Annotated in this window: 11 protein-coding genes; 4 read left to right on the top strand and 7 right to left on the bottom strand. The window is 65.9% G+C overall.

Annotated elements, in window-relative coordinates; translation table 11 throughout:
* Window positions 1–24 precede the first annotated feature (24 nt).
* Both HK401_RS07205 and HK401_RS07210 read right to left on the bottom strand, forming a co-directional pair.
* On the bottom strand, window positions 25–1,767 hold the full coding sequence (locus HK401_RS07205) for a FumA C-terminus/TtdB family hydratase beta subunit (protein ID WP_258234065.1): 1,743 nt from the start codon (window positions 1,765–1,767) through the stop codon (window positions 25–27).
* Window positions 1,768–1,772: 5 nt separating this feature from the next.
* Window positions 1,773–3,014, bottom strand: coding sequence for a CaiB/BaiF CoA transferase family protein (locus HK401_RS07210; protein WP_181273993.1), 1,242 nt, complete (start codon window positions 3,012–3,014; stop codon window positions 1,773–1,775).
* Window positions 3,015–3,160: 146 nt separating this feature from the next.
* Between HK401_RS07210 and HK401_RS07215 the strand changes: the two genes are divergently transcribed.
* From HK401_RS07215 to HK401_RS07230, 4 genes are all read left to right on the top strand, one after another.
* Window positions 3,161–3,859, top strand: a complete 699-nt coding sequence (locus HK401_RS07215) for a GntR family transcriptional regulator (RefSeq protein ID WP_181273994.1) — start codon at window positions 3,161–3,163, stop codon at window positions 3,857–3,859.
* Window positions 3,860–4,094: 235 nt separating this feature from the next.
* Entirely contained in the window at window positions 4,095–5,129 is a 1,035-nt protein-coding gene (locus tag HK401_RS07220) for a DctP family TRAP transporter solute-binding subunit (protein ID WP_181273995.1), read from the top strand.
* Window positions 5,129–5,773 carry a TRAP transporter small permease gene (locus tag HK401_RS07225; protein WP_181273996.1) on the top strand — a complete coding sequence of 215 codons (645 nt, stop codon included), beginning with the start codon at window positions 5,129–5,131 and terminating at the stop codon, window positions 5,771–5,773. Before HK401_RS07220 ends, HK401_RS07225 begins: the two co-directional genes overlap by 1 nt.
* The gene (locus HK401_RS07230; RefSeq protein ID WP_181273997.1) at window positions 5,773–7,056 is read left to right on the top strand and encodes a TRAP transporter large permease; all 1,284 of its coding nucleotides are present in this window, start codon (window positions 5,773–5,775) and stop codon (window positions 7,054–7,056) included. Before HK401_RS07225 ends, HK401_RS07230 begins: the two co-directional genes overlap by 1 nt.
* Before the next feature lie 6 nt (window positions 7,057–7,062).
* Here the strand turns inward: HK401_RS07230 and HK401_RS07235 are convergent, their stop codons facing one another.
* The 5 genes from HK401_RS07235 to HK401_RS07255 form a co-directional block, all read right to left on the bottom strand.
* Entirely contained in the window at window positions 7,063–8,097 is a 1,035-nt protein-coding gene (locus HK401_RS07235) for a CdaR family protein (RefSeq protein WP_181273998.1), read from the bottom strand.
* A gap of 55 nt (window positions 8,098–8,152) precedes the next feature.
* Window positions 8,153–9,334, bottom strand: a complete 1,182-nt coding sequence (gene acmB, locus HK401_RS07240; RefSeq protein WP_181273999.1) for a methyl acetate hydrolase AcmB — start codon at window positions 9,332–9,334, stop codon at window positions 8,153–8,155.
* 16 nt (window positions 9,335–9,350) lie between these two features.
* Complete coding sequence (locus HK401_RS07245) at window positions 9,351–10,310, bottom strand: alpha/beta hydrolase fold domain-containing protein (RefSeq protein WP_181274000.1); 960 nt, start codon at window positions 10,308–10,310, stop codon at window positions 9,351–9,353.
* Window positions 10,311–10,466: 156 nt separating this feature from the next.
* Window positions 10,467–12,233: an ABC transporter ATP-binding protein gene (locus tag HK401_RS07250; protein WP_181274001.1), complete on the bottom strand. Its 1,767-nt coding sequence runs from the start codon at window positions 12,231–12,233 to the stop codon at window positions 10,467–10,469.
* Entirely contained in the window at window positions 12,230–14,014 is a 1,785-nt protein-coding gene (locus HK401_RS07255) for an ABC transporter transmembrane domain-containing protein (RefSeq protein ID WP_181274002.1), read from the bottom strand. Before HK401_RS07255 ends, HK401_RS07250 begins: the two co-directional genes overlap by 4 nt.
* Window positions 14,015–14,029: the final 15 nt, after the last annotated feature.

The raw sequence follows: 14,029 nt of genomic DNA on the forward strand, positions 1-14,029 counted from the left end.
CTGTTCGTTCGTCATTTGGAAAGTTCAGTCCAGTCGGATGCCGTCGCGCACCGTCCGGGTCCGGCCGAGGCCGAGCGTCGGCGGACCGGTGCTGTCAAAGAAGTCATTGCCCTTGTCGTCGGTGATGATGAACGCTGGAAAGTCTTCGACGTGGATCTTCCACACTGCCTCCATCCCGAGCTCTTCCATATCGAGGACCTCGACCGAGGTGATGCAGTCCTGCGCCAGCCGGGCGGCCGGGCCGCCGATCGATCCCAGATAGAAGCCGCCGAATTCGGCGCAGGAGTTCTTCACCTGCGCGGACCGGTTGCCTTTGCCGAGCATGATCATCGACCCGCCGGCCTCCTGGAACCGGCGCACATAGGTGTCCATCCGCGACGAGGTGGTCGGACCGAACGACCCCGAAGGCATCCCCTCGGGCGTCTTCGCCGGCCCCGCATAGTAGATCGGATGGTCCTTGACATAGTCGGGAAGCTCCCCACCGGCGTCGAGGCGGTCGCGCAGCTCCGCATGCACGATGTCGCGGGCGACGACGACCGTTCCCGTCAGCGACACACGGTCACCGACGGACAATTCGGACAGCTGCGCCTGCAAACTCGGCATGGGACGGTCGAGGTCGATGGCAGTGACATTGCCGGATTCGATCTCCTCGACGCGGCCCATCGCCGGCAGGAACCTCGCCGGATCGTGTTCGAGCTCTTCGATGAACACGCCGTCTGCGTTGATGCGGGCGATGATCTGCCGGTCGGCCGAACAGCTTACGGCGATCGCGATCGGCAGGGATCCGTTGTGTCGGGGCAGACGGACGACGCGGACGTCGTGGCAGAAGTACTTGCCGCCGAACTGTGCACCGAAGCCGAGGTTCTGGGTGAGTTCGAAGACGGTCTGCTCGAATTCCCGGTCCCTGAATCCGTGTCCCAATTCAGTGTCGCCGGTCTCCGGCAGATCATCGAGGTAGTGGGCGCTGGCGAGTTTCGCGGTCTTGAGCGTGAACTCGGCCGACGGCCCGCCGATGACGACGGCCAGATGATAAGGAGGGCAGGCCGCAGTGCCGAGAGTGGAGATCTTCTCGGCGAGGAAGCCGAGCATCGCCGACTCGTTGAGCACGGCCTTCGTCTCCTGGTAGAGGAAGGACTTGTTCGCACTGCCTCCGCCTTTGGCCATGAACAGCAGCTCATAGTCGTCGTGCGGGCTCAACCCCACTTCGATCTGGGCGGGCAGGTTGGTGCCGGTATTCGTCTCTTCAAACAGGCTCGTCGGCGCCAACTGCGAGTAGCGGAGGTTGAGTTCCTCGTAGGCACGGCCGATTCCGCGCGACAGATGCCTGGCATCATCGCCGTCGGTGAGCACGTTCGGTCCGCGCTTGGCCGAGACGATCGCCGTGCCCGTGTCCTGACACATCGGCAGGATCTCCCCGGCCGAGACCGCGGCATTCTGCAGGAGGTCGAGGGCGACGAAGACGTCATTGTCGCTGGCTTCCGGATCGTCGATGATCGCGCGCAGGCTAGCCAGATGATCTGTGCGAAGGTAGTGCGAGATCTCCTTGAAGGCGATCTCGGCGAGGTCGGACAGGGTCTCCGGCGCCACTGTAAGGAACGAGTGCGAAGTCCCGCCCACCTCGACGGTGGTCGTCTCCACTCCCCCGATGTCGAGCCCGCGCATCCGCGGGCCATCGCCCTCGGTGGGCAGCAGAGGTGAATAGGCGAAGTCGTCGGCCCTCGCCGAGGCGGTACTGCCATCGGTCATATGTGCGGATTCGTCGTCCATCGTCGTCAGATCACCCCGTTGTGGCGCAGTTCGCCGATCGTCTCGGCATCCATCCCCAGCTCGCCGAGGATGGACTCCGAATTCTGCCCCACCGCCGGGATCGGATCCATGCGATTGCCCACTCCGGACATCTCGACCGGTGGTGCGAGCATGGAGATCGGACCGGCAGGGGTCTCGACCTCGTGCCAGCGGTGGCGTTCGGTCAGCTGCGGATGGTCGGCGATCTCGCTCATATCGCGCTGCCTCGAGTGGGCGATCGCGGCTTGTTCGAGGAGGGCGTCGCAGGCTTCGCCGGTGAGGGCGGAGAAGGCTCGCTCGATGATCTCTTGGAGTTCGTGTCGGTGGGCGCAGCGATGAGCGGCGCGGTCGAATCGTGCGTCGGTGACCATATCGGGACGGTCGAGAACCTGAGTGGCGAAGCGTTCCCATTCGCGTTCGTTCTGGATCGCGAGCATGATCTGAGTGCCATCGCCGCAGGTGAACGCACCGTAGGGGGCGATGGCGGCGTGGGAGGTGCCGGCCCGGGTGGGACGGGTGCCGCCGTAGCGGGTGAAGTAGAGGGGGTAGCCCATCCATTCGACGAGGGAGTCGAAGAGGCTCGTCGACAGGGTGGCGCCTTCACCCGTGCGCTCGCGGTTGTACAGAGCGGTGAGGATGCCTGAGTACGTGTACATTCCCGCGGCGATGTCTGCCGTCGAGATTCCCGTCTTCGCAGGGAACTCCTCTGTTCCGGTCACGGAGACCAGTCCTGCCTCGGCCTGCACAAGTGCATCGTAGGCCTTGGCATCTTTGTACGGCCCGTCCGTTCCGTATCCGGAGATCGAGGCGTGGATCAGCCGAGGGTTGATCGACCGAAGGTCTTCGGCACCGAGGCCGAGTCTCTCTGCCGCGCCGGGGGCGAAATTCTGGATGAAGACATCCGCCGAGGCGATGAGCTCGTGCAGGATCTTAAGTCCGCCGGGGCTCTTCAGGTCGAGCGCCAGGCTCTCCTTGTTGCGGTTGATCCACACGAAATGGCTCGAGAGTCCATTGACCGTCGTGTCGTATCCGCGGGCGAAGTCGCCGACGCCTGGGCGTTCGATCTTGATGACCCGGGCTCCGAGGTCCGCCAGCTGGCGTGAGGCGAAGGGGGCGGCGACTGCCTGTTCGCAGCTGATGACAGTGATGCCGGACAGCGGCAGGTTCGAGGCGGTCGCGTCGTCCTGGCCCGCGGGGCGCGGTACGGACGTCGGTGCAGCAGTGGCCATCGGCCCTCCACGACGAGGTATGAAACGTTGACATCCACATCATACATATCTTCACGAATAATGCATTCTTTGGTCTCAGTTGCTGCCCGAGCCTGTAGACTGGGACCACTGAGACATGAAACTGACACCCCAACAGCGGGTGACGCATGAACGAAAGGCATCGGGTGGATCAGGAGTCGGCATCGACGAAGCGGGACGTCATCGTCCTCGGCCTGCGTCGAAAGATCCTCTCCCGCGAGCTCGATCGCGGCGAACGACTGCGGCAGGATCAGGTCGCCGACTGGTTCAATGCCTCCATCACCCCGGTCCGCGAGGCCCTGCGAATTCTCGAAGCCGAGGGGCTCGTCACCTCCGAAGCACACCGCGGCGTGCGCGTCGCCGGCGTCGATGTCGACCGACTCAAGTCCCTCTTCGTCACCCGAAAGCTCACCGAGACCTTCGCCATCGCTCGTGCAACCACACGGATCTCCAGGCACGAGCTGCGCCAGGCCGAGCGCCTTCTCGAGGCCCTTGACGAGGCGAGCGCCGACGGCGATTCGCTGGGACGCAACACCCGCAACGAGGAATTCCACTTCTTCTTCTACGACCGCTGCGGAATGCCCGCGCTGCGCAATGACATCGCGGCACGCTGGCGAGCATTCCCGTGGGACCTCACCCTCGACAGCCCCGAGAGGCTCGACCAGGTGCACACCGAACATCAGTCGATCGTCGACGCCGTGCGTGACGTCGATCCGGACGCGGCGGCGCGCCACCTCGGCGATCACATCACGAACGGCTTCCTCCGACTGGCCGAGTCGACGACCGGTCAGGCAGTCTCCGACCCCTTCGACTTCGACACGGACTGACGCCCTCGAGGCGGGCCGCGAACTCTCAGTTCAACAAATAATGCATTATTTCGCCGATCATATTGGAAATCAGCGAAAAGTCCTCTAGGCTCGTGAACGGTCGATCGAGAACCTGGCTCGACACGAACTCACCCCACGGCAATGACCAGCCGTCGTCAACGGTGGGCTCGTCCGCACACAGGCTCCCGATCGGCATCGCCCCTGGCCAACCAGACTGGAGCTGACGATGACGTCAATGAGACGACCGAGGTGGAAGCCGCTCATCGCGGGCCTCTCGATAAGCCTCCTGCTGCTGAGCGGATGCAATCCCGCACGCAGCGGAGACCAACAGAAATTCGAACTGCGCTTCGCCCATGTCACCTCGGTGGGCACACCGAAGGGACTGGCCGCAGACTTCTTCGCCGAACAGGTCGAAGAGAAGTCCGGCGGTCGCATCGAGGTCGAGGTGTTCCCGAATTCGGAGCTCTACGGCGACAAGGACGAGATGCAGGCCATCCAGTCCAATGCCGTCCAAGTGTTGGCTCCGGCGAGCGCAAAGTTCACGACGATCGCACCGAGCCTGCAGGTGCTCGACCTGCCGTTCATCTTCGACGATCCGGATGAGATCCCCGAGGTCGCCAGTCCCGATACCGAGATCGGCAAAGCCATCTACGCGAACCCCGATCTCGAAGAGAACGGGCTCAAAGTCCTCGGCCTGTGGGACTCGGGAATGAAGCAGATCCATTCGAACAACAAGACGCTGGCACCTGCGGATATGAAGGGCAAGAAGTACCGCATCCAGCCTTCTGACGTGCTGCGCACCCAGTTCGAGACCTGGGGAGGGATTCCGACTCCGCTTGCGTTCGCCGAAGTCTACAGCGGGCTGCAGCAGGGACTCATCGATGGAGGCGAGAACACCTACTCGAACATCCAGTCGCAGAACATGCACACCGTCCAGAAGTACGTGACCGAACTCGATCACGGCTACATCGGCTACATCCTCACGGTGAACAAGCGCTGGTACGACGAACTGCCGGACGACCTGCAGACCGCAGTCGATGAGGCTGCCGACGACGCCAGCGAGTTCAACCGCAAGGAAGCTCAGAAGGTCAACGAAGAGTCGAAGAAGACCATCGAGGAATCCGGCGGCACGGAGATCGTCATTCCGACCAAGGAAGAGCGCCAAGCCTTCAAGGACATGGTCGTGCCGTCCGAATACGAGAAGTACCGCGACGTCATCGGTCCCGAGGTCGTCGACGAGCTCCTCGAACGCAACGAGAAGAGGGGCTGATGATGAAGTCCATCGACAAGTACCTCAGTCGGCTCGAGAACGCCCTCGCCGGCGGCTGCCTCATCGCGGCCACGGCCTTGGCAGTCTTCGCCGTGCTTCTGCGCAACATCACCGGTGACGTGCTCTTCTGGTCCGAAGAGGCAGTCATCTACCTCATCATCTTCTCGACGTTCTTCGGCGCCGTCGTCACACTGCGCCACAACGAGCACGTCGCGGTCGACATCATGCCGGCTCTGCTCAAGGGCAAGGCGAAGAAGTTCTTCGTCGTGCTCGGCGGACTGGCCACTCTGGTCTACGCGGGCTTCATCGCCTACCTGTCGTGGGCGCTCATCACCGAACCGTTCTCGCGGACGACGATCACCCCGGCGCTCAAGCTGCCGCTGTGGGTCGTCGAACTCTCGCTGGCGGTGGGAATGACGCTGTTCTTCATTCGCGCCGTCGAGATGACCGTCCGAGCCCTGCGCACTCCTGCGACGGAACTCGACAAAGATGTCCTCGCCGAGGAGGCCGCCGCCGTCGGCATCGACGTCGAGGACCTCGCGATCGTCGATGGCGGAGGCGACCGCGCTGACCGCGCGGATCGACGTCCAGGGGACGACCGCCTCGGCGATGGCGGAACTGACGAGAAGGGAGGCGATCGCTGATGTTCGAAGCCACAGTCGTTCTCATCGTCGTCCTCATCGCACTACTCGTCACCTCGGCGCCCATTGCGGTCGCCTTGGGCCTGACCAGCATCGTCTATTTCTACTACTTCACGCTCATTCCGATGACCCAGGTCTCGGAGCGGCTGTTCAATGCACTGAATTCGTTCCCGCTCATGGCGATCCCGTTCTTCATCCTCGCGGCGAACATCATGTCCCGCGGCGGGATCTCCCGACGGCTGACCGACTTCGGTGCGGCCATGGTCGGGCATCTGCGCGGCGGCATGGCGATCACCACGGTGCTCGCGTGCATGTTCTTCGCCGCGGTCTCCGGGTCCTCACCGGCCACGGTCGTCGCGGTCGGTGCGTTGATGATTCCGGCGATGATCAAGAACGGGTACCCGAAGGAGTTCTCCACGGGACTCGTCGCCACCTCGGGGTCGTTGGGCATCCTCATCCCGCCGTCGATTCCGCTCATCGTCTTCGGCATCGCCACCGAGCAGAACATCGGCGACCTGTTCCTCGCAGGCGTCCTGCCGGGCATCCTCGCCGGCGTGATGCTGTTGGGCATGGCTGTGTTCGTCGCTTGGAAGAAGGGCTACGGTCACGCCGGGGTCGGCTTCCGGATGTCGAACAAGGACAAGTTGAAGGCGTTCCGGGATGCGATTCTCGCTCTTGCGCTGCCGTTCCTCGTCCTCGGCGGAATCTACTCCGGATGGTTCACCCCCACCGAGGCGGCCGCCGTGGCCGTCGCTTATTCGCTCGTCGTGTCGCTGCTCATCTACCGCGAGATCAAGATCTCGCAGCTGTGGGAGGTCACGCTGGCGTCGGTGAAGACCTCGGCGATGGTCATGTTCATCATCGCCAACGGCATTCTCTTCACCTTCGTGCTCGCCAGTGAGCGGATCCCGGGTCAGATCTCGACGACGATCACCGACTGGGACTTGCAGCCGTGGCAGTTCCTCATCCTCGTCAACATCCTGCTGCTGTTCGTCGGCTGCGTGATGGAGACGTCCTCGGCAATCCTCATCCTCGCCCCGATCCTGCTGCCGATCGCGATCGAGCTCGGCATCGATCCGATCCACTTCGGCATCATCGTGGTGATGAACCTAGAGATCGGCATGATCACACCGCCGCTCGGACTCAACCTGTTCGTCGCATCAGGCATGTCCGGGATGAGTGTCGTCGGGGTGGCGAAAGCAGCGATCCCGAGTGCGCTCGTGCTGCTGGCGGCACTCGCACTGGTGACGTTCGTGCCGTTCTTCGCGACGGCGTTCGTGGGGTAGGTGTCCTCACCCCACCGGCCCCGGAAGCTCGAGGACGCGGGAGTTGCGCAGCCTCCACCGCAGCACGCTGGTGCCCAGGCGGGTGCGGTTGTAGCCGGCGAGCGGATCGTAGCCGAGGCAGCGCTCCATGTATTCGGCTCTGCCCTGCACCGTGCTGTGGTGGAGGCCGAGGCTCCTGGCTGCCTGTCTGATCGTCGGCGCCTCGAGCACCACTCGCACGGTCGACTCCGCCCACGGCGCGTCCATGAGCTCATCGAGCCTGGCTGCATCGGGATCGTTCGCATCGGGAGATTCGGCGAGCAGCTCGACGAGGCCGCCGAAGTTCTCCGCCCGCACCAGACCTTCCTCGGGCGGACGGCTGAGGCGCAGCGCCACTATTGCAGCCCGCAGCGACCGCGGCAGATCGCCGATCGCCGCAGACCCGCCCAAGCCGGCAGGAGACACAGCCAGGTCCTCTCCGGCCCCGTCCACGATGAGAACCTGCAAGGTGCCGTATTCGCTGGTGATGACATCGGTCGGCCCCGCTGGACGCCGGTCGAAGACGGCGAACAGCGGGGCTGCGAGCACCCGGTAGCCGGTTCCCGGCATCAGCCCGAGGCGCAGGGCAGCCGCGGTGCGCTCCTCCGCCGAGGCGGCTGCATCGAGAGCGAGTGCGACGTCACGCGGCGTTTCGATGAGCTGACGTTCGAGACCGAACCTCACCCCGATGGCCAACCCGAATCGTTCGAGAATGAGCTCGTCGTTCGGCCCAGCCGCGCCCGACCGCTCGAGCCAGACCTCGGAGGAATCGGGCAGACTGCGGACGGTCGCCTCGGCGGGTGCATCACCGGCGAGGGTGATGCCCGCCGGATCGACACGCAGCGTCCGACTTCCGTCGCCGCTGCGGAAACCGGCTGGGCAGCCTGCCAACGCTGCGGCCGCGGCGGCGAGGGCACGGGAGTTGACCTCACCGACCATGAGTTCGTCGAAACAGGCGATGACGCGCAGGCCCAAGCTCGCCTGCGGATCCAGGTTGGCAATTCTGCCGAGGAGCTCCTGCACGTCATCGCCTCCTTGCGAGTCGTCGGTGCGGTGCGCTTGTGCACCGCGATGTGATTCAGTCCTTCAGTGCATCGTAGACCGCGGTCTCCATCTCGAGGTAGCCGCCGACCGATTCCGGGTCGGCGAACGGGAAGATCTGCGTGGCCCAGTAGCCGCCGATCCGATTCTGCCGGTCGATCCAGTAGTAGAGGTTGGCGAGCCCTGCCCAGGCCACCGCTCCCGCCGGACGACCGGTGGGGGCGTCCTCTTCGTTGATCATGAAGGTGTATCCCCAGGATTTCGGCATGCCCGGGAAGAACTCGGCATCATTCGACAGGCTCGGGATGACGCCGGGCAGCATTTTGACCTTGAGATCACCGAGGTGGTTCTGCGTCGCCGACTCCACGGTCTCGGGGCGGAGGACGACGGTGCCGTCATCGGCACGGCCGTCGTTGAGCCACATTCGGATGAACGCGAGGTAGTCGCCGACGGTGGAGAAGAGTCCGTGCCCGCCCATCTCCACCTCGGGTTCGGGCAGGAGGAAGTCGGTCGCTGAGAGCCGCCCCTCGGTGCGCTGGTGCATCGTCGCCTGCCGCTGTGCCATCGACGATGTCGGCCTGAAACTGCTGTCGGTCATGCCCAGCGGGTCGAGCACCCGCTTCTGCAGCGCTTCGCCCAGTGTGGTGCCGGTGATGCCTTCGATGACCTGACCCACCCAATCGATGTTCGATCCGTACTCCCATTGCGTGCCCGGGTCGAAGAGCAGCGGCGTCTCCAGTGCTTTCCGGGTGCTCGAGACGATGCTCGGCTGGCCCTGCTCCCTTGCGAGTCGTTCGTACTTCTCGTTGAAGAAGTCGTAGCCGAAGCCTGCGGTGTGCAGCAGCAGCTGTTTGGTCGTCGGTTCGCTGGCTGGGGCGCGCAGGATCGGTTCCCCACCGGCATCGAAGCCGTCGATGACCCGAACCTCGGCCAGCCCCGGTGCGTACTCACGGGCCGGAGCGTCCAGGTCGAGGTCGCCCTGTTCGACCAGTTGCAGCGCAACCGTTCCGGTGAGCGCCTTGGTGGTGGAGAAGATCATGAACACCGAATCGGTGGTCATCGGCTGCGGGTCGTCGAGGGAGCGGACTCCAGCGGCGGTGAGGCTGATCGTCTCCTCATCCGTGGTGACGCCGGCGACGACGCCGGGGACCCCACCGCTCTCGACTTTGTGTGCGGCCACTCGAGCGACGGCATCATTGACAGCTCGGTTCTTCGACATTGTTTCTGCCTTTCGGTCAGTCGGCCAGGAGCTTCTCGATCCAGGCCGAACGGGTGCTGATCATTCCTTGCGCAAGGTGTGTGTGGGCGGCGAAGATGTCGAAGGCGTGGAATCCTCCCGGCCAGACGTGCAGCTCCGCCTCGCTGCCGTCGTTCCACAGTGCCGATGCGTAGGCGACGGCTTCGTCACGGAAGATCTCAGCCGAACCGACGTCGATGTAAGCCGGGGGCAGCGCGCTGAGGTCGGTGGCGCGGGACGGGGCGATGTAGGGCGAGACGGCATCTGTGCGGTAGGCGTCGCCGAGCATCGCCTGCCAGCCGGTTTCGTTGCTGACTCGGTCCCAGACGCCGATGCCGTCGAACTGGTCGGTCGAGACGGTGATGCCGCGATCGTCGAGCATCGGGTAGATGAGCAGCTGACCGCGCAGCTTCGGCCCGCGCCGGTCTCGCGCGGCGAGTGCCATACCCGCGGCCAGGCCCCCTCCGGCGCTCGCGCCGGCGACGATGAGCCGGTCGAGGTCGATGCCGAGCGCCTCCGCATTCTCCGCCGTCCATTCGAGGCTCGCGTACATGTCCTCGCGGGCCCAAGGGTCCTGATGCTCAGGGGCGAGACGGTACTCGGGGCAGATGAGCACCGCCCCGGTGCGTTCGACCCAATCGAGGTTGAGTGCGAGTGCACTGAACCGGTCACCGAACATCAGCCCTCCGGAGTGGGCGTAGACGATCCCCGGACGCCGCCCGTTGTCCCCGCTGCGCCGGAAGACGGAGACGGTGATCGGCTCGCCGAGGTGCCCGGGCACCTGGTGCTCCGAGTGCTTTACTCGGCGCCCGCTGAGGATGTCGGCCAGCGGCTCCGAGGCGTAGGAGGAGCGCATGAAGTCAATGAGCGAGGGCGTGATGGTCGGCGGAAAGACCCCACCCACGACGGACAGGCTCGCGGCGAGCTCCGCATCGAAGGGTGACCGTCGTTGTGTCATGTCTCCCAGTATGACGACCCGCGACCGGGCACACTACCGCCACGACAACGCGATTGCGGTCGCCTCACCCGACAGTTGTCGGGCTCGCCCGGCTCGAGCCTGAGTCGGCCGAGCGACGGGCCCCTGCAGCCCGGCTCGACCCCTCGTCGTGCGAACTCAACCCTCGTCGTGCGACTCCTGCGCAGACCGTCCCCGGCACCACGCGGTCCACAGTCGCTGGTAGATGCCGTCAGCGGCGATGAGTTCCTCGTGCCGGCCGGATTCTGCGATGTGCCCGGCCTCCATGACAATGATTCGGTCGCAGGCGGCGGCCTGCGAGAGTCGGTGGGCGATGACCAGTCCGGTCCGTCCGGAGAGGGCGGCCTCGGCGGCGAGGTCGAGCACATCGGCGTGGGCCGATCCCGCCTCGGCAGTCGCCTCGTCGAGGATCGCGAGTTCGGGGTCGGTGAGCACGATGCGTGCGAGCGCGAGCTGCTGTGCCTGGGCGGCCGTGAGCTCGGTGCCGCGGGGTCCGACTTCGGAGTCGAGTCCCTCGGGCAGCATGTCGAGCAGCCGGTCGGCCCCGACCGCGGTGAGCGCTGATCGGATCTCGGCGTCCTTCGCATCAGGTGCGGCCAAGGTGAGGTTCTCCCGCAGGGTCGTGGCGAAGACGTGGCCTTCCTGGGTGACGAGTGCCGTGTTCACCGGCGTGCGCACACTCCCGCTCAGGGGGGCGTGGATGCCGGCGATGAGCGCGGCCATGGTCGTCTTCCCTGCGCCCGAGGCGCCGACGATCGCGACCCGCTCCCCTGGTTCGATCTGCAGGTCGAGGTTGTCGATGACGAGCGCGGAATCGTCGTATCCGAAGCTCACCTTGCGCAGGCTGACCGCACCCGACCGGGCCGCTGCTAGCTCTTCGGTCGCCGCGGCAGGACCCTCCTCCGAGGCGGTGATGACGCCGACTATGCGGGCCAGAGAGGCGAGGACGGATTGCAGAGTGTCGACGACGAGGAGCAGCTGGTTGATCGGGCCGAGGAGACGGAGGAAGAGGAGCATCGCCGCGGTCGCCGCCCCGACGGTGGACAGCCCGGCCCGGTTGAGCCAGAAGCCGATGACGAGGATCGCGGCCATGCCGAGGAACTCGGCGATGTTGAGTCTGCCGAAGAACATGTTCTGCACGGTCCTCGCCCGCAGCGAGTGGCCGACCACCTGCCAGGAGGCCGCCATCGTCCGGGCATGCCTGTGCTGATCGAGGCGCAGCCCGAGCACGGTGTCATGGCCCCGCTGGGATTCGGTGATCGCCTGCGCGCGACCGCTCATCGCCGTCCGCTCCGCCCGGTAGACGACCGGCCCGGTACGCAGGTACCACCGCAGGGTGACCACGTAGACCGGCACGACGGCCAGCAGCGTGAGCCCGTACCAGGGATCGAGTGCCGTCATCCCGGCGAAGGTGACGATGATGGTGAAGGCGACGGTGGTGAACACGGGGATGATCTGCGGCGCCGCATCGGCCACCTGGGAGACATCGTCACTCGACCGTGAGATGAGGTCGCCGGTGCCGGCGGTCTCGACCGTCCCCTGCGGCAGTTCGAGTGCCTCTTCGACAAGGCTCTCGCGCAGTTCTGCGAGCATCGCGTGATACGACCGGGAGGCGAGGACGACCGTGACCGCGGCGCCCACGGCCCCGAGGAACGCAGCGAGGACCATGACCCCCAGAGCCCAGAACACCGTCGCCAGATCAGCGGTGCCGGCCTGCACACGATCGACGAGAGTGCCGATCACTGCAGGCGGAACGAGCCCTGCTGCGGCACTGACCGTACCGAGGATGACGACGCCGAGCAGCACGAGGCGGCGCCCGCGGCTGAGCGCGGAGATGGTGCGCCGGGTCGTGCGCCAATCGGCGATGGGCAGGCCCTGCGCCGATCGATCGTCGACGGCGCTCATGAGCTCACTCTTTCCGCGTCCACTGCGTCGTCGAGGTCGATGACCCGATCGCAGATGCTCAGCAGGACCGGCGAGGAGGCGATGAGGATCGTCATCCGGCCCCGCCGAATCGCCGGAAGGCGGGCGGCGATCGTCTGCTCGGTGACGGAGTCCACGGCCGTCGTCGGGTCGTGGAGGACGAGGAGGTCCGCCTCGGCGGCATAGGCGCGAGCGAGCGCGAGACGCTGTCGCTGCCCGCCCGAGAGTCGATTGGCCATCTCACCGATCTGTCGCAGCTCTGCCGCTTCGCCCGAAATGAAGTCCTCACAGGCCGCGGCCAGAAGCGCCCGCTCGCGGTCGGCCGCACAGGAGCCGATGGTCTCGGCCACGGTCCCGCTGAAGAGCGTCGCATGGTGTGGGGAGATGACGGTCGTGTCGCGCCAGAGCCGGTCGAAGTCGGGATCCCGCCGGTCCAGGCCATCAAGGGTGAGGGAGAGGGCCTGGGCGGATTCGGGTCGCAGCAGAGCCTCGGCGAGTGCCGCCGCTCCCGCCTCGTCCGCGCGCAGACCGACGATCTCATCGGGAGCGACGCGAACCGGCTCGCGGTCACCGAACTGCAGCTCGAGCCGGGGTGTGTCTGCTCGAACCCGGCCCGCGGCGCGGGACGGGGAGTCGTGCTCGGGCACGGGCCCGATCTCGCCCCTGGCCTCAGCCCCGCCCGAGGCCGGCACGCCGAGCGCAGTGAGAGCCTCGAGGATGCGTTCGCTCGATCCGCGCGCCGCAGCCCAGGCGGGCACGGCATTCATCGCGAGCATGCGCATCGGCGGCAGCAGCGCCTGCGAGAGACCGACGGCGGCGATCAGCCCGCCGACGCTGATCTCACCCTCGATCGCGAACCACGCGGCGAGTGCGGCGACCGCGGCGACGAATGCTCCGCTCACTGTCGTGCTGCCGACGAGGAAGCGGCCGAGCAGTCCGACATTGCGGTAGGCGCCGTCGAGGGTCTCGCGGCTGGTCTGGCGATAACGGTCGGTGGCCTCGGACTCCGCGCGCATCCCTTTGATCACGCGATAGCCGGAGACCAGGTCCGTCGCCCGTCCGACCGTCTTCGCGAGCAGGGTCTGGTAGACCCGGGAGTCCCGGGCCAGGCGGCCGCTGAGCACTCCCATGAGCCACACCGTCAGCGGGGCTCCGACCAGCACCACAAGGCCGAGGAGCCAATGGATGAGCAGGAGGGAGACTGCGATGAAGACGACCCCCGCGAACTCGGCCACCGGGTAGACGGCGAGACCCAATGCTGCCGCTCGCATGATGTCGTTCGTCATCAGCGACACCACAGCGCCGTCCGGTTTCGCACCGGCGCTCCCCGGGGCGTGTAGCACCTGGCGGGAGAGCGTGGAGCGAAGCCGGTGGCCGACGAGCTCCGCGGCCAGCGCCGCGAGCTGAGCCATGCACCGAAACGACAGCGAGAGCACTGTGAACACTGCGGCAAGCACCCCGATCCACAGGATGAGCCGAGACGCGTCGCCCTCGGCCAGCGCCTCGTCGATGGCCGCGCCCATGACCACGGGAACAAGAGCCTCGCCGACCTGCCACAGCACCCCGAGGATCACCGCGGGCATCGTATACCGCTTCGCGGAGAGCAGCAGGCCGAGCAGGAGACGTGTCGGCGTCGTTCCCGGCCGGATCTCGATGTTCTCAAGGCGCGGGGGCCGATCCGGGGCCTGCCCGATGACCGGCAACCACCGGGTCAGCCGGGACCGGCCGAGTCCGGTCGGGTCTCCGGAGCGAACTGTGCTCATCGGCACCGTGCCACA

The organism is Brevibacterium oceani (genome assembly GCF_013623835.1).
GTDB classification, from domain to species: Bacteria; Actinomycetota; Actinomycetes; order Actinomycetales; family Brevibacteriaceae; genus Brevibacterium; species Brevibacterium oceani.